The organism is Brevibacillus formosus (assembly GCF_003013405.1).
In the GTDB taxonomy this organism is placed as follows: Bacteria; Bacillota; Bacilli; order Brevibacillales; family Brevibacillaceae; genus Brevibacillus; species Brevibacillus formosus.
In genome coordinates, this window is the sequence record NZ_PXZL01000002.1 from 131,482 (window position 1) to 152,272 (window position 20,791).

Sequence of the window (20,791 nt, forward strand, 5' to 3'; positions counted from 1 at the left end):
ACCTCCCCTTACAATGCCGTAGAAAGCTATATAAACAGAACATTTAGACTAGGGGGAATTATCTTGAAGAGACGTCAATTTCTTCTCTCGCTGACACTGCTTCTGTCCATGTCGCTCATGACGGCATGTGGAGGTGGAGGGAACTCTGCACAAGGGGGTACAGGCGGAGGCGGAGGTAGCTCCAGCTCAGGAGGAAGCGCCGATCCCTCCCAATTAATTATTGCAACAGGAGGTACAGGAGGCACTTATTTCCCACTCGGAGGCGGCATGGCTGACCATATTACGAAAAATGCTGGCATCACTGCTACAGCACAAGCCACAGGCGCTTCAGCAGAAAACATTCGCCTCATTCGCGATAAAAAGGCGGACATCGCCTTCACGCAAAACGACATTGCCGAGTATGCGTCAAAGGGAGCGAACATGTTCCAGCAAGACGGTAAAATTGATTCCTTCCAAGCATTGGGCGCTCTCTACGATGAGACCATCCAAATCGTCGTCTCTGCTGACAGCAATATTAAAAGCGTTGCCGATTTGAAAGATAAGCGCGTATCTGTAGGCGCTCCCGGAAGCGGCACAGAAGTGAACGCCCAGCAAATTTTGGAAGCATACGGGATGACCTTTGAAGATACCAAGCTCCAGCGCCTATCCTTTGCTGACTCCGCCAAAGCCATTCAGGACGGGCAATTGGATGCTGCCTTCCAAACTGCTGGTACACCTACCGCAGCAATCACGGAGCTGGCAGCAACAACTGGTGTAAAAATCATACCGATTGACGCGGACAAAATCGATGCAATCATCGCCAAATACCCTTACTACGTGAAAACAACTGTCCCCGCCAATACGTACCAAACCGTTCCAGAAGAAGTGACGACCGTCTCCGTCAAATCGATGCTTTTGATTCGCTCCGATCTCAGTGAAGACCTCGTGTACAAAGTAACAAAGGCGATCTTTGAGAACAGCGACAAGCTTGGTCATGCCAAAGCCAAGGAAATCAAGCTGGAGAACGTGAAGAACGGCGTCAGCATCCCTGTTCACCCGGGTGCTCAAAAGTACTTCGACGAAAAAGGCGTGAAGTAAAGCCAGATGGTTTTTATCCAGGCAGTAATAAAAGGAAAAGGGCGGACGTTGTTCCGCCTTTTCTCCTTCCTTCTCCTCATCATTGTCATTTATGCGGGTATCTCCACTCCGCTGATTCCCGCTCTGGTTATTCGGGATACACAGTCGAATCAAGTAGTTTGGAGTGCCAACATACTGGATGAAGCAGCATTTGGCATCCGCTGGACTCATTCCATTCATCGTTCCACAATCGAGGAGCAGTACCGGATTGTAGACGGTCAAATTATTTTGTCGGAGATGAGCTTTCACGATTACGGTATCGGCATGGAAAATGAATTGGCTCCTGGCGAAGAGCTGGTTCTTGCCGATGGACGATTCCACATTCGCAATATGCAGCGGTCTTTTCCTGCCCTACGGCTGTTTATCGGGCAAGTACGGGCTAATCATACGTTGCTTTTCGCTGGAAAGGATATTCCGTTGAGCTTGATCGACAAGCCGGGAGAAGCCATCACGATTCAGGCAGAAAAGCGATCCATTCTGAGCGAGTTAGGAGGTTACTAGATGAGTACAACAACGAATATAAACCAGCAAGAGATGGATAAGCTGATCGCGCAATACGACAAAGAATCAGCCACACGCCAGCTCGCGGGTCCCATGAAGTGGATCTCTTTTGGTCTACTTGTCCTCTTCTCCCTGTACCAGTTATCCAGCACGCTGTTCTTCACACTGCCTCCTCAGATTCATCGCCCGATCCACTTAGCCTTCGGACTAGCACTCGTCTATCTGTTGTATGCAGGGACATCCAAAGGCAACAAGAACAAAATCGGAATCGTGAACATGATTCTCGCCCTGTTAGGCGTCCTCGTATCAATGTATTGGGTGATTGATTACGAAGGACTCGTTACCCGAACAGGTAACTATACGACATTGGATATGGTGGTGGGCGGTATTGCTGTCGTGCTTGTCCTTGAGGCTGCACGACGAGTCGTCGGAATTCCAATCGCTCTAATTGCCACTGTTTTTCTTTTATACACCTACCTTGGACCTTACATGCCAGGCTTTTTGGAGCATCGCGGCAATGATATCGAACGGATTATCGGACACAGCTATTACACACTAGAAGGTATTCTCGGTACGCCACTTGCTGTTTCCTCTACCTTTATCTTTTTGTTTGTATTGTTTGGAGCATTTCTCGAAAAAACAGGGGTCGGCGAGTATTTTAACGATTTGTCACTGGTCATTGCAGGCAGACGTATCGGCGGTCCTGCGAAGGTAGCCGTTTTTTCCAGCGCCCTGCAAGGAACGATTAGCGGCAGCTCTGTTGCCAATGTCGTTACCTCTGGCGCCTTTACCATCCCGATGATGAAGCGGCTCGGCTATCGCTCCGAATTTGCCGCTGCGGTGGAAGCCTCATCCTCTACTGGCGGACAAATCATGCCGCCTGTCATGGGGGCTGCTGCGTTTTTGATGGCGGAGTTCATTGGTGTTCCTTACTTGGAGATCGCCAAATCTGCGATTCTTCCCGCGATTTTATTTTTCGTAGGGATCTGGATTATGACGCACTTTGAAGCGAAGCGACTCGGATTACGCGGACTCTCGAAGGAAGAACTGCCAAACAAAAAAGAAGTTTTGAAAAAAATGTACCTGCTCCTTCCGATCGTGATCATTATTACAGCCTTGATGATGAACATCTCCGCCGAACGGGCAGCGATTATCGGTATCGTCTCTACAATTGTCGTAGGAGCCTTCCGAAAAGAAACCCGCATGTCTATTGCTGATATTTTTGCAGCACTTGCCTCTGGTGCCAGAATGGCTCTCGGCGTCGTCGCTGCAACTGCGTGTGCCGGAATCATTGTCGGTACGATTACGTTGACAGGGATTGGGTTGAAGCTGGCAAATGGTCTGATTGACCTGGCTGGCGGCCATCTTTTGCTTACGTTGTTCTTTACCATGATCGCATCGCTCATTTTGGGAATGGGAACGCCAACCACGGCGAACTATATTATCACCTCGACCATTGCTGCTCCAGCGCTCATTCAGTTGGGCGTTCCTGCTATCGCGGCTCACATGTTTACCTTCTACTTCGGAATTGTCGCAGACATCACGCCGCCAGTTGCGCTTGCTGCCTTCGCTGCTTCAGGCATTGCCAAGTCAAAGCCGATCCAGACAGGTGTAGAATCAACGCGGCTATCGATCGCCGCTTTTATGGCTCCCTATATTTTCGTCATCTCGCCAGCCTTGCTGCTGATTAATACCACCTTGCTGGAATCGATCTGGGTCATGCTGACATCTACACTTGGGATGATCGGCGTGGGAGCAGGATTGATCGGATACTGGATGTCCAAGCTAAACGTACTGGAGCGAATCCTGGCCGTTGCGGGTGGCGTGCTCGCAGTCATCCCCGGAATTGAAACGGATATCGCCGGATTTATTTTGATCGCACTCGTGTTTGCCCTGTCGTATTACAAAGCCCGCAAGCAAAAGCAATCTGTACAAACGACACTGTAAGAAACAAAAAAAACCCTCCCAAGCATTCGTGTCCTGTTGTCAGGAAGCTTTTGCCCAGGAGGGTTTTCTTTATTTATACTTCTTGTTCGCTTCGAATGATTTTGGTCCAGCCGTCTACTTGCTCCACACGACGTTCCTTCATCAGCTTGCCAAGTGCCCGCTTGAAGCTGGACTTGCTCATTTGGAATTTTTCTCGGATGACATCCGCGTCTGTCGAATCGGTATAAGGCATCGCCCCGTCACGATTGATCAAATAGCGCAGCAGCTTGTCCGCATCTTCGCCATACTGTACTTCCTTGCGCTCTTTCATGGAACCGTTCAGACGGCCATCCTCACGCACAAAGCTGATGCGGCAGCGCACAGTTTGTCCGAGGCGCAGACGCCCTACCATTTCATCACGATGAATGAAAAGGATATGCTCGTCCTCCGTCAACAGGAATGCACCTGCTTGAATCACTTTGTAGACCGTACCTTCGACAGACTTGTTTTTCATACTCTGATCTGCCTTTGCTGCGATCTTGACGATTTCGCTTTCAGTGACCGGCTTTGCCAAGAGTCTGCCGAGCTTGTCTTGCTTCAGCGCTACCAGCATTTGATCCTTGGGACGCGGCCATTCATCGCTATGCTTGGGCAGGTCATCGATGAACAAGAGCAGATCCTTGTTAATGCCGTTGTCCAGGAATACACCCATGCGCGGAGAAATGTCCACTACTTCTAGCCAGCCGTATTCACCCATGCCGACATGAGGCATGTCCATGGTCGCAGCCAGTCGGTTTTCGTGATCATGGTACAAAAACACCTCGACCTCATCATCGATATGTAAACGCTCGTGCGCTTCATTGGCATGGAGAAACACTTCATCTTTTCCATCGCTTAAAAAGTAGCCGATTTCCGTTTTACGCGCTACCGTCATAGTAAGCGTCATCCCTGCCGCCAAATTGCCGTTCTGAATGATTTGGGGCTCGCGCTTTTCACGCTGTTGTCTTTTGTACATATCTATTTTTTCCTCGCTCTCTACCTTTGTGCACACTAAATATACCCATCCCCCGCAAGAAAATACCACAACTTTTTTCTAACAAAATAACGATGCCCAACGAAATAGGCAAGTCTTCCATTCACGGACATACATATGACAGTAAGACTGGCTTGGCCCTACTTTTTCAAGACTGGAGTGACTCTTGCCTATGCTGTTGTTGCTTGAACATATTTTTCTCGGCATTATCCAAGGCTTGACTGAATTTTTACCGATATCCAGCACGGGTCATCTCGTCCTGTTTCGCAAAGTGTTTGGCATGCAGGAGGTAGGCCTTTTATTTGACACGATGCTTCATTTCGGTACGCTGATCGCTGTTGTTATCGTCTTTTGGCCACAGGTTCGTTATATTATTATGAATCCGATGAGCAAACTGACAAAGCTATTGGTCGTAGGCACAATCCCTACGGCTGTGATCGGACTCGCCTTTGAGGATTATTTTGAAGAAATCTCCCAAACAGGCATTACGATCGGGTGGGAATTTCTTGCGACAGGCGCGATCCTCTGGGCGGTGGAGTCCATGCGCCGTGGAAATCGGAGATTCGAGGAAATCAACTACACGGACGCCCTTATCATCGGGACACTGCAAGGTGCTGCGATCCTGCCAGCTATTTCCCGCTCAGGACTGACGATTGCCGGTGCTCTCCTTCGCGGAATCGACCGTGCTGACGCTGCGCGCTTTTCGTTTTTAATATCCTTGCCCGCGATTCTGGGTGCTTGTGTCTTGCAAACAGCCAAGCTCGTAGAAACACCACTTGAAACGGCTCTATTGATCCCGATGCTCGTGGGGACCATGTTTGCCGGACTAGCTGGATATGTAGCCATTCGCTGGATGCTTACCATCATCAGCACAGGATCGATGAAGGGCTTTGCTATCTACGTCTGGGTATTGGGTGGGTTAATTTTACTCATGCAGTTCTTGGGCTGGTAGTGTGAAAAAAGCCGGCTGCTTGCTCGCCGGCTTTCATCTGCTTTCTTCCTTGTCTGGATAACGGCTGGCAATTAATTTTCCTACCAATAAAATAACGCCGTAGAATGCTGTTGCCAAAAGTGAGGTAGCCAGCCACGTCGCCGTCCCCAGCACCAGATAGAGCGCGGCATGAGCAACAAAAATACCTACCAGCCACAGCATAATATTCATTCGATTAAAAAACGTCATCAAACTACGCAATTGCCTCGCACCTCCACCATTCCATTTACTACTGTTATAGCCGATGAAACGGTGTTTTATCCCCTTACCGCTCTCCAAGATCAGGATGAGGCACAATAACCGCAAAGCCTGCTCGCTCCAAAATTTCTGCCAGTACTGAAAGAGGCGTGTCCGCAACCTCTCTGTATATTTTCGGCGTATGCAGATGGATCGCATTAGGAAAATCTTCACTCAAATGCGTTCGCAATTTTTTCCCGCTGTCATCTTCATCGGTAAATAGGTATACCTCATCTGCATCTGCTGCTTCCGTTTGGGCGAGCAGCTTCTCCCCTTTTTCCAAGCTGTAGGAACCGTATGTACAAAGAATCGTGACAGACTCAGCGAGCACCCGAAGCAAGCGTTCTTTATCTGTCTTCCCCTCGACGATCATGACACACCCTGCCATCCGCTCCCATCCTCCCTGACGCACCTTTTTTATTTAGTATACCTCAATTGCCATCTAGGAAAATGAGGATGACTACTCCCCTCCGAAACAAGACATCTTAAGGAAGCATCCATTACCAAACTGGGGGTAGTAACATGTCCAAATTCAAAAGCGCCAAAAACCTGAATCAAAAAGGATTAGCTGTAGCAGGACTAACCAGCAGTACGGTTGCAGATGATACGCATACCGAAGACAACCAAGGATCTTCCTATCAGCATCAGCACAATAACGAAAATAGGAAGAATCAAGAATAGAGGAATAAAATGGTTGCCTGGATTGCGTTTCCTTAGTAAGATAGTTTTATGAATATTGAACAACTTGAACTAACCGAAAAACGAGTCAAGATTTTTAAAGCGTTGGCAGATGAGACAAGGCTAGCCATTTTAAAAGCCTTATATCATTCCAGCAACGAGTTGAGTTGTGCCGAAGTGGGCTATACCTGCGATACTTCCAAGTCCAATGCCTCCTATCATTTCAAGACGCTTCGCGAGGCAGGGCTGATCAAAGTCAGAAAGGAGGGGCAAACACGATACATGCGCATCAATAAAGAGACATTCGATCAAATATTGCCTGGTTTTTTAGATACCTTATGATTGGTATCCTTTTTTTGCTCATTAGTTCAAAAGTTATTTAACTATAGAATCATAAAATAAAGAGGAGAGTTTTATTATGGAGCGCCTATTTTTGATGATCTTTTTCTTCACCATGTTTTTGATCGGTACGAATACATTTATCATCAGCCCACTGCTGCCAACCTTGCGAGAGTTATATCACGTATCCACGAACCAGGCAGCCTGGCTGATCGGAACTTACGCTCTCGGATTTGCTTTGGCCGCTTTAGTCGCCGGACCGCTATCTGATAATCGAAATAGGAAACATGTGATGGCAGTCGGCATGCTCGGATTTGCCCTTTTCACACTTGCATGCGCCTTTGCGCCTAGTTTCACCGCGATGCTTTTCTTTCGCTTCCTTGCTGGTATCTGTTCTGCCTTTATCGGTCCTCAGGTGTGGGCAGCCATTCCTGTTTTGTTTCCCCCTGCTCGTATCGGAAAAGCAATGGGGGTTGTCATGGCAGGTCTTTCCGTTTCCCAAGTGATCGGTGTGCCTATAGGCAGTTTTCTGTCAGCTTATCATTGGTCGTTTCCTTTTTTGGCTGTAGGAATTGCTTCTCTCGGAGCTTTTGTACTCATCATCCGAAAACTTCCTGATTTATTGCCTCCTACCTCCATAACTGGACTTGGAACAAACAACACCCGAGTGGCTATTTTTGCACGTTACAAGGATCTGTTGAGACTGCCTCAAGCTTCGCGCAGCTTTATCGGCTATTTCGTTTTCATGACGGGTGTCTATGCAGTCTTTTCATTTTATGGCGTATGGCTTTCCGATCAATACCAGCAATCCGTTACCGAAATTGGCTTGATCACCCTCGTTATTGGGCTTGGCAACACCGTTGGCAGCTTACTCAGCGGTTGGTTACTCGAGCGTTGGAAGAGAAATACGATTTTGACCGTTGGGTTTCTGGGCAGCGCCCTGCTCTATCTTATTTTGCCTTACATACCGGGAGTCGGCTTCTTGCAGGTTGTCCTCTTCTTCATGTATTGCTTTGGCGGTGTACTCGTGCCTGTTCTGATGGGTTACTTGCAATCATTGTCCGACACCTCGCGCGGAACCATATCGAGCTTGGCCAACGCTTGCATGTACATAGGGACTTTCATTGCTTCTTCTTTCGCAGGCAGTTTGTATTCTAATTTTGGTTTCGCGGGGGTCAGCACCTTCGCCTCCTTCACTTTTCTTATCGCCAATTTTCTCTTTGTTTGGAGGACTGGTAAATTAAATGTAACCGCACAAGCATGAGTCCTTTACTTTCCCTCTTCGCCTTGCTACGCTATGGTCAAATTCATTTTATCGCAGTCAGCAGGACGGAGAGGGTCAACGTGGATTCATCCCCATCTTTATGGAAAAACAGTTCGTTCCTCAAGCTTTGGCTTGCGCAAATGACGGCAAGTATCGGGGATCATTGCTACAGCTTCGCATTACTCTGGTATTTGCTGCAAGCAACCAAATCGGGTTCGGTGCTCAGCCTGCTCGCGATCCCGGAAATGGTGGCGGGTCTCATGTTTTACCTCGTCGGCGGGGTTATGGCTGACCGGTACAGCCCACGCATGCTCATGGTGGGTGCGGATGTTGCGCGAATTCTTGTCGCGATCACGGTAGGTATCCTGGTCTACATGGGTGTGGAAGAGTTTTCTTTTTTTCTGGCGGCCCAATTCTTGTTGGGGTTGTTCTCCAGTCTGTTTCAACCAGCGCGAACCGTTGCACTCAAATCAGTGGTTCCCCAAGAGCAGTTAGGGCGAGCAAATGCGATCTTGGACACGACTTTCCGAACGATTCGGATTATTGCGCCAATGTCGATTGGACTGGTCGCTTCGATCATGCCGCTGTCTACTTTGTTTTTTATAAACGCAGGCAGCTATTTGATTTCTGTCTTGTTCCTTTATGCCATCCGTATTTCGTTGACCGATCAACAACAAGGATCTACTACGAAAATGACACCCAGCCAGTACGCCCGGGATATTGCCTCAGGTTTACAGGAGCTAAAGCAAAATCGTGCTTTGTTCTTGATTCTTCTTTTTAGCAATATGGGCTTTCTCGTCTGGCAGGTCACTTACACGGTGGGCTTCCCGTTTATGGCAGAACGTATGCAGCAAGGAAACGGAAGTACATTAGCTGTCTTGCTGGGCTTCTATGGGATCGGGAACTTGCTGGGAAGCCTCTACATGGCTCGCTCGTTCTACACCCGGTATTTACTTGTGATTATGGTTGGATGGGTGTTTCAAGCAGTCGGATTCCTGTTGCTAACGACAGGAGGTACCGCTCACTGGATTGCCTTTCTCGGAGCAGCAGTGGCAGGGATCGGAGGGCCGCTCATTGGTATCCCGACTGTGACGGCCATTCAAATCAAAGCATCCAGCAACAGTACAGGCAAAATTTTTGCGATCAACATGCTCATGTTCACCTTCTTTTGTACATTGTCCAGCAGCCTCGGTGCCATCTGGATGGGCAAATGGCCCGTCGAGCAGCTTTTCCTCATTAGTGGACTATTCCTTGCTGCGATGAGCTTCGTAGGCTTTCTGATTGAAAAACGAGCACCAACCGAGCAACACCAATCCTCCTCCGCTTAAGAGAGAAGGATTGGTGTTTTCTCATTATTTGCAAAAAAACAATTGCAACCGCATTTTTCATGTCATATAATCTGACATAAATAAAATAGTGTCAGGTTATATGACACAGAAAAGAGGTGGATGGATGGAACCTACTGTCGCAAGTCTCTCGTCTGCCATTGACGCCACATGGGTCATGGTCTCGGCCATTCTGGTCATTCTCATGCAGGTTGGATTCGCCCTGCTGGAAGCTGGTTCTACTCGCATGAAAAACGCTGGTCACGTTGCTGGCAAAACGGTCCTTACCTTCGGCATCTGCTCGATTGCTTTCTGGGCATTTGGCTTTGGTCTGACGTTTGGAGACGGCAACTCTTTCATCGGATTTTCCGGATTCTTTTTTGACGGCATGCAAAAAGACGCTTTCTCTGCCTTTTCCGCTGCAACTGTTCCTATCTCGATCCTCTTCCTCTTTCAGCTCGCTTTTGCTGCTGTTTCACTCGCGATCGCCTGGGGTGGTTTTGCAGAACGCGCCAAGCTGTCCATTTACTTTATTTTTAGCGTACTGTTTACTGTCCTCATCTATCCTGTCGTCGGTCACTGGGTATGGGGCGGCGGTTGGTTAGCTCAGCTCGGGATGCAAGACTTCGCTGGTTCTACGGTTGTCCATCTCCAAGGGGCCATCGTCGCACTCGTCGCCACTATCCTTTTGAAGCCTCGTATTGGAAAATACAATCGCGACGGCAGTTCCAATCTGATTCCTGGTCACAACCAAGTTTACTCTGTCTTAGGTGTTCTGTTTCTTTGGATCGGCTGGTTCGGCTTTAACGCCGGCTCCACGCTGGGCAGCACATCGGGATTTTTCGGCTATATCGCCGTCACTACCAATCTCGCTACCGCAGCGGGCGCTGTCGCCGCTCTTGCTATCTCCTGGATCGTCATGGGAAAAGCAGATATCCCAAGCATGCTCAACGGCGTCCTTGCAGCTCTCGTCGCCATTACAGCATCCTGCGCCTTCGTCGATCCGTGGGCAGCCGTTGTAATCGGTGCTGTGTCAGGTATTCTTACATTTTATACATCTATTTGGTTTGACCGTATGGGGATTGATGATCCTGTCTTCGCTTTTTCCGTGCATGGGGTGGCTGGTATATGGGGAACGTTGTCCACGGGCCTATTCGCTACACCGGAGCTGGCCGAAAAGGTCGGCGTAGGCGGTCCTGGGCTGTTTTATGGCGGCGGCCTGCATCAGTTAGGGGTTCAAGCGTTAGGCCTGGCTGGCTCTGCGCTCTACGTTTTCGTAGTAGCCTTCATCATTTTGTATGTGTTAAAAGTAACCATTGGCCTGCGAGTCACTGAAGAGGAAGAGGTGGTTGGTCTTGACCTTAGCGAACACGGGGGATACGGCTATCCCGAACTACTCCAGCCTGAACGGGTACGACCGGTTGCATCTACTCAAAGCAGCACCTCTCACTCTCTCACCTGAACAAGTGGAAAAAATACGGAATGTTGACTCCTTTGACGAACTGGCCTTATTGCGACGAGAATTGTTGGACCCTTCTGTGCTGCGCCCATTGAATCGCGCAGGAGAATTGGCTCCCTTTTCCATCACCATCAATCTGATTCATGATAACCTCATCCGGCAGGGGGTGCTCCTCGCTGTAAACGATCTTGCCAAAAGGGGTTGGGGCACCCCTCCCGTCCCCTTTGCCTTTCTGCAATTCGGCAGTGGCGGTCGATCAGAGCAAGCACTCATCAGCGATCAGGACAACGGTCTCGTCTATCAACTGCCAGATCATCTGGGCGAACAGGAAACAGAAAAAATACATGGCTACTTTCAGTTGCTGGGGGCGACAATCGTTGCTGGTTTGGAGGTAGCCGGCTATCCTCCCTGCCAAGGGAATGTCACTTGCCTCTCCCCCAAATGGCGAGGCAGCATCGAACAATGGCTGGACCAAATCGACAGATGGGTCTCTCACCCCATCTGGGAAAACGCCCGTTATTTACTTCTCGCAAGTGATGTGCGTGTCTTATGGGGCGAATCGGCCATTTTTTCTCCCGTCCATGAACGCTTCCGTCAATTGCTTGCAGGGAATGTCTTCTTGCTGAATCGACTGGTGAGTAATACACTGCATTATCGGGTACCGCTTGGAATCTTCGGCAGAGTTTTACCTGAGGTCCACGGACGCTTTCGCGGCGCCATCAACGTGAAGTACGGCATTTATTTGCCGCTGGTGAATTGCGTACGGCATTTCGCCTTGGCGCATGGCATCTTTGCCAGTTCTACCTTGGAACGATTGGATCTACTCGGCGAAAAAGGCGTTTGGAGCAAAAGCTTTTGTGACGAGGTAGCCGCATACTTCCGGCAAATTCAAGGTTTGCGACTGATCGCCCCCCTCCATTGGGAAGATGGACAATACACAAGCAATAGCTATATCAAACTAGGGGAGCTTTCTCCTGACACCCAATTGATGGTGCGACAGTCGATGAAGCTGGCGATCCGCCTGCAAAAAATGACCGAAAAGCTCCCCTCCGTTTTCGGGGGATAGGAGGAGATTGCGTGACAAAACGGGACTTATTCGGTCGCATTTGGCATATGAACCGCGACATGCCGGGTATTGCAGATGATAAACAACACATCGCCTATTTGCGCTCCATCTCCAAAGCGAATAAACCAGTCGATTCCAGTGCCGATATTCCTCTGCACGATCTGGAGGTTGTCGTCGTTGATCTGGAAACGACCGGTTTTTATCCCGATCACGGTGACGCGATTATATCGATGGGAGCAGTCGCCATGAGAGGAGAACACCTCCTCCTTGGCGATTCTTTTTATACGCTGGTCAATCCCGGACGGGCGATTCCTCCACACATCCGCTCCCTCACCGGGATTACTGATGATATGGTTGGAGATGCTCCCGAGCTGTTAGAGGCTTTGGCCCGTTTTTTTCAATTCGTTGGAGATCGTCCGCTCGTTGCCCATCATTCTCGCCATGAGCGTGAATTTTTGCGATCTGGGCTTTGGAAAACGAGCCGGCGTCCGTTTACCCACCGCATGCTGGATACGATGCTGCTCATTCGATTGTTGAGTAATCCGATTGGCAACGGCTCGCTGGACGCCCTCTGTGCGGCCCACGACATCCCGATCTCACGCAGGCATCACGCTTACTGTGACGCTGTTGCAGCTGGTACGCTTTGGGCGAAGTATCTGGTAAAAGCGCAATCCCAAGGATTTTCAAACCTGCGGCAGGTTTACGAAGCTGTACGCTAGAATTCGTTCGAATCGTTCAATAAGTCCTACCAACGGAACATGAGGAGAGAATATTATGCTACAGATCAGAGATGCAGTTCTGGGTGACCTGCCCGCTATGCTCGCTATTTACAACTACGCGGTGGAAAATCTGGTTGCGACATTTGACTTGGAGCCACAGACCTTGGCCCAGCGCGAAGTGTGGTTTCACAAGCACGGTGACAGACATCCGATCATCGTTGCCGAATACGAAGGGAATGTGATCGGATATTGCAGTCTGTCCGTTTTCCGTGAGAAGCCCGCTTATCAAAAATCAACGGAACTGTCTATTTATATCGCCCCTGATCAAAGTGGGAAGGGTGTTGGCACTACCCTGATGAATGCGATTCTGGAGCGTGCCAGACAGCTCGAATACCACACGATCGTAAGCGGAATCGTAGGCGGCAATAACGCCAGTGTGAAGCTGCACGAGAAGTTCGGGTTTAGCTTGGCAGGGAAGTTTCAAGAGGTGGGATTCAAGTTCGGAGAGTGGCACGACGTTCATTTTTATCAATGGATGGTCAAGTAACAAATACGAAAAGCCGACACCCCTTTACGCAGGAAGTGTCGGCTTATTTGTTTTGTAAGAAGCGAATACCTAAAAGTGGCACATCTTAAGCCAGGGTCTAATCCCTTAGCCCTTATGATATTAGTGTAACCGACGGATGATTATAAGTCTATATCTTTTTGAAAATTTCCACTAAAGTAGGTGTACCTGGCCAGGGAATCATAAACAGGAGGTAAATCTGTTGTGCAATGGCTGTCATGGGATCTGAATCTGAAGACGCGATTGATCGGCGAGACCCTTTTCAACCTATTATTTTGGATGTACTTTCCCTTTCTCACCCTCCACTTTAGTGATACCTTTGGCAAAAATGTTGCCGGGTTACTCATGACAGTGCCACCGATTATGAGTATGATCGGCAACCTTTTTGGCGGCTATTTGGCTGATCGATTTGGACGTCGATATGTCATGCTGTCAGGAGCGTTTTTGCAGGCAGGCATGTTTGTCCTGTTTGCCTTCTCCCTCTCTTCTTGGATCGATTATCTTGCGTTTATTGGAATCGGGCTTGGCAAAGCGGTATACAGCCCGGCGAGTTCTGCGATGGTCGCTGATCTCACCTCAGAAAAAGACAGACGCAGAATCTTCGCTACCTTTGTTACAGCCATGAACATTGGCGCTGTATTGGGACCCGCTCTTGGGGCCATCTTTTTCTTTCAATATCGCAGCGAGCTGCTGTGGACTTGTGCGCTTGTCACTTTTTTGTATTCGATTGCGATCTGGTTCAATGTGAGAGAGACACTGCCACAGTCCATAAAAAGCTCTGTCGCCTCTATCCATCTCCCTTCCGTTATGAAGGAGCAATGGCAGAGCTACGCCGTCATTCTACGCGACAAAGCTTTTGCGATCTATATTTTCGCAGGCATGCTGATCACGATGGCAATCGTGCAGCTCGATTTATTTTTGGCGGTCTATGTAAAAGAGTTTGTCCCAGCGCAGCCACTGCTTTCGTGGAATGCTTGGTCACTCTCGCTTAGCAGTACGGAGATTTTCGGATGGATGGTGGGAATAAGCGGCCTTCTGTTTGTTCTGTGCGCCCTGCCTGTTACTAAATGGTTTGAGAACTGGAGCGACCGAAATGTCTTCCTCTTGTCCTCTTCGCTGTTTGGTGTGGGCATGTTTTTGGTGGGATTCACGACAAATGCCTGGCTGTTGTTCGGATGCGTGGTCATTTTTACAGTAGGGGAAGTGATGCGGACTCCTGTCGAGCAGAGCTTTGTCAGCAAATACGCACCAGAACATGCACGAGGACAGTACATGGGTGCCGCTAACCTGCAATACTCGCTCGGCCGCTTCCTCGCTCCCGTGACCGTTATTCTTTCGGAGTGGATCATGCCGATTGGCGTTTTTGGGTTTATCTTGTTCTGCTCTCTTTTGAGTGCCGTTCTTTATGGGAAGCTATTCCAGATCGTTCAGAAACGCGAGTCCTCTCATTCCAGCTAAACGACACCAAAAACGAAAAGTGGTTGCGCAGCCATAACCTCCTGCCAACCACTTTTTCCTTTTCAGCATTATAATTTTTTCGGAGCTTCTAATTTCATGGGGTCAACCATTACTTTTATTTGTGCTGGCGTTCCTTCGATCGTTACTTTCACATCGGAAACAACCATTTCTTTTGGCGTTTGGGCAACGTTGGCAAGCGCAATGAACTGATCCAGCTCCGGAGTCCAGGTAAGTCCAGTAGCTTGAATCATCGCCTTCACAGTATGAACGTCTGGAACCCCTTCATACATGATGCCGTCTATTGTTTTTTGATCACCGCCCAGCATGACACTAACCCATATTGCTTTTTCGCTTGCCGCGTTTTCTTGTTTTGGATAATAAAAGCGGTAGTAATTCGTTTGCTTGTCTAGCTCAAGCTGAAAAGGAAGGGTATGAATTCCTTTCACAGCTAAATCTTCTTTGATTTTGTTGTAATGACTCAGGTTATAGCTAGTACTAAGACGGAGACTACGCATTTTTTCATAATGGGTTCCCTTCTGCCGAAGCAGCATCGATTTCTTTCGCTCCTGTCATCTCCAACAAGGCTTCATAAGAGACGGGTAAAAGTGACTCTGCTATACCAGCAGCCGTATAAACCACCGGGAAACGCTTCAAGGAGCGATCCACAAATACAGGCACTTCTTCCTGCAGGGCGAACGGACAAACCGCGCCAACACAGAAGCCTGTCATTTTTTCTACCTCTTCCGGCGTTGCCATCTTTGGCTTTCCTTGTCCAAACGCTGCCTTCACTTGCTTGGGGTGTACACGTACATCGCCTGCTGCCACGAACAAGGCGAACTGCTCATCTACCCGAAACAGGATCGACTTTGCGATTTGGCCGATCTCGACACCTAATGCCTGTGCAGCCACTTCGGACGTAGGCAACGGTTGTTCAAACAAAATTGGCTCAATACTCGAATCATAGCGTTGTACATAGCTGCGAACCTTTTCCAAAGGGCTAGCGATCATTCCCCGTCACTCCCTATCTCCACTAAAAAAACGTCATCGCCTTGCGACACACTGCCTGTCTTGACAACCGAAGCATAAACGCCGAAGTGATTATCGTGACACTTGACGCATGCCTTCAATACGGCAGGAGTCATCGCCAACGTTTCTGGATCGATATTGACATATACACAGCGCTCGCAGTGTTTGTTTACTTGCAAGGTCACATCATTGATTTTGATCTGTTTGCCCAGCCATTTGTCTTCCGCGAACGGCTCATCATCCTCCAGAACAACGACCAAATTCCCCCGAAAGCGTCGTGGATCTACCTGTTCTGCCCCAATCTGCCGCGCGATCTCTCTGAGAGATGCATCCGTGACCAGCAGAATGTGGTCTTCCCAGTTCACGCCGCCTTCTTGCGGACTACTAATCATCGGTGTAATGGAGCGCTTCGCCGTCTCCGCGACATGGGCAAAAAAAGTATCATCCCACGTATGTACACTGCCATCTCGAGCTTCAATCCGAATCGGCGGGTACGCTTCTTTTCCTGTCCCTTCGCTCATGCTGGCATGATACCCGATAAGAGCGGGCACAACATCCGCACTGAGATACTTACCTTGACGAGCATTATCCAAAAAATAATAGGCACGGTCTCCATACAAGCCAAATTCATCGACCGTACTTGATGATAGCTCTTCCCCTCGCATTCCTTTGACAGGATGACGGAAAATGGTCTGCAGTGTTCCTACTTTTTTCATTTGGTTCCCCTCCCCAACGCTTTCTCTATCCGGATATAAATGAATTACGAACCCGCCCCCAAAACGTCAGGCGCTTGTAGCGAGCGAATTTCACTTTGTCAGGTCCCACTCGGCAGCGAATGGAACACACATCTCTCCATACTGCCTGCTCGCGGTCTAGGCCGATCATAATCTCGGGATTCATGACGATCAGCTCTACTTCATGATGCTTCGGCAATACGAGCGAGCTATTAATCGTCCGATACGCTTGGTTATTGATCGAAGCGATCTCGGACAACTGAATCGCCTCAATGGACGGATGAACAATCGCTCCATCCACCGCCTTGTTGTAGGCTGTACTTCCAGACGGTGATGAAACGATCAAGCCGTCACCGCGAAATGTCTCCAGCTCATCGCCATTGATATAGACGCATGTCACCAAGGTTGACAGATTCGCATTACGCAAAACCATTTCATTCAACGCCCACTTTTCGTACTGCTTTCCATCTCTTGTGCTGATCCTGCATTGGACAGTCGGGTATTCCGCGATCAGAGGCTCATCGTTCATCAAACGCTCAACGAATTCGTCCAGCTCCTCGGGACGCCAGTCCGCATAGAAGCCCAGGTGACCCGTATGAATCCCCACATAGGACGGCTCGATCCCGTATTGATGGACGGCTTCCAAAAGTGTCCCGTCTCCCCCGATGGACAACACCATATCCGGTTGCTCACCTGGTCCCTTCACAAAGGTAAACGGGCTATTTGCTGCATGCAGCTTTTCCTTTAATGCTTGTTCCACTTCTCGTGTATAATCGTCATTTCGCAGTACAGTCGCAATCTTCATGCTGGTCTGCCCTCACTTTTATCCTTACAAGCGGTCAAATACGCTCTGTTGTTTGTCTTCACTATACCATAGGAAAAATCGACTTGCATAACACGTGTCACCAGCGGTCACTCTGAAAGGACTGCTTGCGAAATTGGGATAAACGTCTCTCTGTAGCTGGTGATATTTCCTGAGGAAGCTCATCCCAAGCAAAAAAGCGCATTTCCGCTACTTCTTTGTCATCCTTATGCAATTCTTGGCCAGGTGTGAGGTCGACATGATACAAGGCAATGTGGTCTCTTTTCCCTTCCCGCTCACTGTAAAACAGATGGCAGAGGGTAAGTCCGTCTGCTCGTATTCCGCACTCCTCCCACAACTCCCTGCGAGCCGCATCGCCAAACGATTCTCCTCGCTCTACCCCTCCTCCCGGCAAATACCAGCCATGGACATACGTATGCCGGATTAACAAAACTCCCTTTTCTTTATCCGTTACAATGATACGGACACCCAAGGTGAGAGGCTTGCGGATTTTCCAATACCATTTCGCCACTGTATGGTACCAGGCCATATTTCCACCTCGCTTTTTCCATGTGCTACCATTCTTTAGCCGCCTATATTTTCCCTGCCATAAACAAGAAAAAAACAGGCCTATCAACGGCCTGTCTCACGCGAGGCGATTCTCCAGCTCTTTGACAATCGCCTCTGCTTTTCGAATCCATCTCGAATCAATCTGGGCGTCCTTGTCTACCGGCTCTTGAAACTGATTCATCAAGCCCGAAGCGAGGGCCTCCGTGTAACCGATATCTTCCTCTACCCCAGTCTGGTACACATGTCGGATCACAAACGGCCGCCCGATTTCCAGCCAAGCATCCGGGCTATCGAGCTCGCCTTGCAATACTTTTACAGGCAAGCGCAAAAAGACCGTGTTTTTATCGTCCAGCGCCCGGTCGAAGTATCCTTGCTCATAATCCCAGTTGGATAATGTAAAATGCGGCTGAAGCGCTTCACGAAAATAGCCAAATGTTGCCCGCGTGCCTGGCAAGCTGCTGCTTATTTGTTTCATCGTCCATCCCTGCCTTTATTTATTCTGTGAGAAACGTCCACTGTTTTGTTCGTAGTGTGTGACAAAAGGTGAGGTTGTACTCTCACATCTACAAAAAGCAGCAAGCCTCCTAAGCCGTGATGGCCTTGAGAGGCTTGTAAATTCCCCACCATTAAATCAAGACAATCGTCAGGAGCGTAAACAGCGCCAATGGAATGATTTTACGTCCGTTCCGACATCTTTTACGTCTTCTTCTCCCTTGAACTCTTGGCAAAACATATGGCGGCGGGGGTGGTGGTGGCGGACAAAAAAATGGCGGATACGGCGGGTATGGTGGAAATGGCGATAGATTTTGCTCCCAAGGACTTACCTGCGGCTTCTGATCGCTATACGGGCTGACTTGGGGAGCGGGACGGTTACTGCTGCTGTACGGGCTGACCTGGGGGGCGGGACGATTGCTGCTGCTATATGGGCTGACCCGTGCGTTGTTGGAGCTGCCGAAAGGACTGATCTGATTGTATGGATTGTACTCATCGCCATAGGGACTTACCTGCGGATAGAATGGATTGTTGCCGCCATAAGGACTGAGATCGCCATAGGGAGGATAGCCTGCATACGGATTATAGCTCACATATTGGTAGTAATAATCAGGATATTGCCCCCATCCTCCATACGGCTGCTGACTGGCCACTTCCATTACTTGATAAGGATTGTAGTCCTCATAGTTCTCATACTCATCGAAAACTTCTTCTTCCTCTGCATCCTGGTCTACAACTTCTACGTATACGTTCTGATCATCATAATCGACGATGACGCCTTCAAACACTTGCCCGTCAATTGCTTCAATGCGCACTTTTTTCTCCACGTGCTCCTTGCAAATGTTGTGCACATTTTCTCGCATATCCTTTAACAGGCTGACAAATTGAATGTCAGCCTGATACAGGTTTTTCTCAGAATCAGACTGCATGGAAACTCCTCCCCTTCTGGTGTTTCTTTATTACCATATACAAGTGCCTATAGGGAGGTTACCGGAATCTGGGCGAGACTAGCCCAATTTACAGAAAGCGGGCAGGTAAAAATGGCAAAAGACGCTCCGTCTCCCCTTTTTCCACAAAGTCCGCCATCGATTTTGCAGTGACGGGAGAAAGCAAGATACCATTGCGAAAATGTCCACCTGCGATCGACAGGCCTTCCCAGCCAGGAACGGGTCCCAAGAGCGGTTTGCCATCTTGTGTCGCAGGTCGAAGTCCACCCCAAGCCTCCAGAAAGGTAGCGGAGTGTAGCGCAGGAACATACGGCATAGTCCCTTGCAGGATACTGGCTAAACCCGCCATTGTGACTTCCCGCTGGAAGCCACTCTCATCCTCAGTCGCACCAATGACAATTTTTCCATCCTTTTTCGGAGTGATGTAGCCTGTCGTTCCGAAAATCACCGTTCGCAATGGAATGCCCACGGACGAGACGGCCGCAATCTGTCCACGAACAGGGCGAATCGGCACGGAAACCCCAAGCATCTCCAGCATCATTCCAACCCACGCTCCCGAGGCAATCACTGTCTGTTCAGCACGCAGTGACCCTGTAGAGGTCTCGATCCCGACCACTTTTCCGCCTTTTACCGCAATGCCGCTCACCACGCAGCCAGATAGCAGCTTCACTCCTTGCAATTGGCAAGCTGTTGCCAAGGCGCGAAGAAGCATTCGATTGTTGATGTGTCCTTCGTACGGCGAATAGATGGCCGCTTGCACTTGGTCGGTCAGAAGCGGCTCTATCTCTTTCACTTGCAATGTATTCGAGAGCCAATGCACTGCATGGCCCGCTTCTTTTTGCCAACGGTACTTGTCTGCAAGCTGTTGGACTTCCTCCTCATTTAACGCGACGGTCAGCAGCCCCTCCAGGCTTAGCTGTACATCTCCGCCAGTCAATTCCTCCAGCTCTGCTGCCCATTCCGGGTATAGCGCAAGTGACTCCATGCCCAAATCGAGCATTGGTCCAGGTGCTGTGAATTCTTTCAAAGGAGCAAGCATTCCTGCGGCAGCAGAAGACGCCTGCCCTCCCCATTCACCCTGCTCGACTAGGGTAACGGTCATCCCGCGCCGTGACAGCTCGTATGCCAAGCTCAATCCGATAATTCCTCCACCCACTACCAGACAATCACTCATCTTTTTTCTCTCCTCACCAAGTTGACTAAAAACGTCTTGTACGTTGCTGTTGTGGCGTGGAGGAAACAGGAGAACACGCTCAGCTTCTAGGGCCACCCCCTGGGGGATTGACTGCACGACTCCATGCAAAAAGCGAAACCGCGTCCAAAGTAGTTCTTTCAGGATGTGTCTCAGAGGTGGACGCTTAAAGGCGTGTTTCGCTTTTTGCATTCCGTCTCGATCGGTTGCCCTAAGATCTTCGCTTATTTCTCCTGTTTCCTCTACGAGCTTTTTCGTTATTAAACGGTTTTGATAAGACTTAAAAGAATGAAGAATGCCATCATGTACGCCAGAGAAGAATATTTCCAGACGTAGCGACTTGTGGAGTCC

24 protein-coding genes are annotated in these 20,791 nt (G+C 49.2%); 13 read left to right on the forward strand and 11 right to left on the reverse strand.

Annotated features, from left to right (window positions below; translation table 11 throughout):
* The first annotated feature begins 63 nt into the window (after positions 1–63).
* From C7R91_RS03935 to C7R91_RS03945, 3 genes are read left to right on the forward strand one after another with little or no spacing between them, the layout of a single operon-like run.
* Positions 64–1,077, forward strand: a complete 1,014-nt coding sequence (locus tag C7R91_RS03935) for a TAXI family TRAP transporter solute-binding subunit (RefSeq protein ID WP_047073531.1) — start codon at positions 64–66, stop codon at positions 1,075–1,077.
* Between the two features lie 6 nt (positions 1,078–1,083).
* On the forward strand, positions 1,084–1,617 hold the full coding sequence (locus C7R91_RS03940; RefSeq protein WP_047073530.1) for a DUF1850 domain-containing protein: 534 nt from the start codon (positions 1,084–1,086) through the stop codon (positions 1,615–1,617).
* Positions 1,618–3,564 carry a TRAP transporter permease gene (locus C7R91_RS03945; RefSeq protein ID WP_047073529.1) on the forward strand — a complete coding sequence of 649 codons (1,947 nt, stop codon included), beginning with the start codon at positions 1,618–1,620 and terminating at the stop codon, positions 3,562–3,564.
* Positions 3,565–3,637: 73 nt separating this feature from the next.
* On the opposite strand, the gene C7R91_RS03950 is transcribed toward C7R91_RS03945, so the two are convergent.
* A complete protein-coding gene (locus C7R91_RS03950) occupies positions 3,638–4,558 on the reverse strand; it encodes a CvfB family protein (RefSeq protein ID WP_047073528.1) in 921 nt (306 codons plus the stop codon).
* A 190-nt stretch (positions 4,559–4,748) separates the two neighbouring features.
* Between C7R91_RS03950 and C7R91_RS03955 the strand changes: the two genes are divergently transcribed.
* Entirely contained in the window at positions 4,749–5,528 is a 780-nt protein-coding gene (locus tag C7R91_RS03955) for an undecaprenyl-diphosphate phosphatase (protein ID WP_047073526.1), read from the forward strand.
* Between the two features lie 33 nt (positions 5,529–5,561).
* On the opposite strand, the gene C7R91_RS03960 is transcribed toward C7R91_RS03955, so the two are convergent.
* Entirely contained in the window at positions 5,562–5,768 is a 207-nt protein-coding gene (locus tag C7R91_RS03960) for a hypothetical protein (protein WP_047073524.1), read from the reverse strand.
* A 64-nt stretch (positions 5,769–5,832) separates the two neighbouring features.
* Positions 5,833–6,192 carry a toprim domain-containing protein gene (locus C7R91_RS03965; RefSeq protein WP_047073522.1) on the reverse strand — a complete coding sequence of 120 codons (360 nt, stop codon included), beginning with the start codon at positions 6,190–6,192 and terminating at the stop codon, positions 5,833–5,835.
* A 134-nt stretch (positions 6,193–6,326) separates the two neighbouring features.
* Here C7R91_RS03965 and C7R91_RS29270 point away from each other — a divergent pair, with 134 nt between their 5' ends.
* From C7R91_RS29270 to C7R91_RS04005, 9 genes are all read left to right on the forward strand, one after another.
* A complete protein-coding gene (locus C7R91_RS29270; protein ID WP_162837771.1) occupies positions 6,327–6,485 on the forward strand; it encodes a hypothetical protein in 159 nt (52 codons plus the stop codon).
* 48 nt (positions 6,486–6,533) lie between these two features.
* The gene (locus C7R91_RS03970) at positions 6,534–6,824 is read left to right on the forward strand and encodes an ArsR/SmtB family transcription factor (protein ID WP_047073520.1); all 291 of its coding nucleotides are present in this window, start codon (positions 6,534–6,536) and stop codon (positions 6,822–6,824) included.
* A 76-nt stretch (positions 6,825–6,900) separates the two neighbouring features.
* A complete protein-coding gene (locus tag C7R91_RS03975; protein WP_047073518.1) occupies positions 6,901–8,085 on the forward strand; it encodes an MFS transporter in 1,185 nt (394 codons plus the stop codon).
* An 80-nt stretch (positions 8,086–8,165) separates the two neighbouring features.
* Positions 8,166–9,413 carry an MFS transporter gene (locus C7R91_RS03980; RefSeq protein WP_047073760.1) on the forward strand — a complete coding sequence of 416 codons (1,248 nt, stop codon included), beginning with the start codon at positions 8,166–8,168 and terminating at the stop codon, positions 9,411–9,413.
* A gap of 124 nt (positions 9,414–9,537) precedes the next feature.
* Positions 9,538–10,872: an ammonium transporter gene (locus C7R91_RS03985; RefSeq protein WP_047073516.1), complete on the forward strand. Its 1,335-nt coding sequence runs from the start codon at positions 9,538–9,540 to the stop codon at positions 10,870–10,872.
* 49 nt (positions 10,873–10,921) lie between these two features.
* Complete coding sequence (locus C7R91_RS03990; RefSeq protein WP_174769387.1) at positions 10,922–11,935, forward strand: DUF294 nucleotidyltransferase-like domain-containing protein; 1,014 nt, start codon at positions 10,922–10,924, stop codon at positions 11,933–11,935.
* Between the two features lie 11 nt (positions 11,936–11,946).
* Entirely contained in the window at positions 11,947–12,654 is a 708-nt protein-coding gene (locus C7R91_RS03995; protein WP_047073515.1) for an exonuclease domain-containing protein, read from the forward strand.
* 55 nt (positions 12,655–12,709) lie between these two features.
* A complete protein-coding gene (locus tag C7R91_RS04000; protein ID WP_047073513.1) occupies positions 12,710–13,201 on the forward strand; it encodes a GNAT family N-acetyltransferase in 492 nt (163 codons plus the stop codon).
* Between the two features lie 222 nt (positions 13,202–13,423).
* Complete coding sequence (locus C7R91_RS04005; RefSeq protein ID WP_047073511.1) at positions 13,424–14,677, forward strand: MDR family MFS transporter; 1,254 nt, start codon at positions 13,424–13,426, stop codon at positions 14,675–14,677.
* Between the two features lie 68 nt (positions 14,678–14,745).
* Here the strand turns inward: C7R91_RS04005 and C7R91_RS04010 are convergent, their stop codons facing one another.
* The 8 genes from C7R91_RS04010 to thiO all read right to left on the reverse strand — a co-directional run bounded on the left by C7R91_RS04010 (position 14,746) and on the right by thiO (position 20,422).
* Positions 14,746–15,228: a hypothetical protein gene (locus tag C7R91_RS04010; RefSeq protein ID WP_258183126.1), complete on the reverse strand. Its 483-nt coding sequence runs from the start codon at positions 15,226–15,228 to the stop codon at positions 14,746–14,748.
* A complete protein-coding gene (locus tag C7R91_RS04015; protein ID WP_047073509.1) occupies positions 15,197–15,685 on the reverse strand; it encodes a YbaK/EbsC family protein in 489 nt (162 codons plus the stop codon). Before C7R91_RS04015 ends, C7R91_RS04010 begins: the two co-directional genes overlap by 32 nt.
* A complete protein-coding gene (locus C7R91_RS04020; RefSeq protein ID WP_047073506.1) occupies positions 15,682–16,419 on the reverse strand; it encodes an MOSC domain-containing protein in 738 nt (245 codons plus the stop codon). Before C7R91_RS04020 ends, C7R91_RS04015 begins: the two co-directional genes overlap by 4 nt.
* Before the next feature lie 25 nt (positions 16,420–16,444).
* Complete coding sequence (locus C7R91_RS04025; RefSeq protein ID WP_047073504.1) at positions 16,445–17,242, reverse strand: NAD kinase; 798 nt, start codon at positions 17,240–17,242, stop codon at positions 16,445–16,447.
* A gap of 97 nt (positions 17,243–17,339) precedes the next feature.
* Positions 17,340–17,789, reverse strand: coding sequence for an NUDIX domain-containing protein (locus C7R91_RS04030; RefSeq protein WP_047073503.1), 450 nt, complete (start codon positions 17,787–17,789; stop codon positions 17,340–17,342).
* A 96-nt stretch (positions 17,790–17,885) separates the two neighbouring features.
* On the reverse strand, positions 17,886–18,284 hold the full coding sequence (locus tag C7R91_RS04035) for a YugN-like family protein (RefSeq protein WP_047073501.1): 399 nt from the start codon (positions 18,282–18,284) through the stop codon (positions 17,886–17,888).
* A gap of 151 nt (positions 18,285–18,435) precedes the next feature.
* Complete coding sequence (locus C7R91_RS04040; protein ID WP_047073499.1) at positions 18,436–19,230, reverse strand: LSm family protein; 795 nt, start codon at positions 19,228–19,230, stop codon at positions 18,436–18,438.
* 88 nt (positions 19,231–19,318) lie between these two features.
* Positions 19,319–20,422, reverse strand: coding sequence for a glycine oxidase ThiO (gene thiO, locus C7R91_RS04045; RefSeq protein ID WP_047073755.1), 1,104 nt, complete (start codon positions 20,420–20,422; stop codon positions 19,319–19,321).
* Positions 20,423–20,791 lie beyond the last annotated feature (369 nt).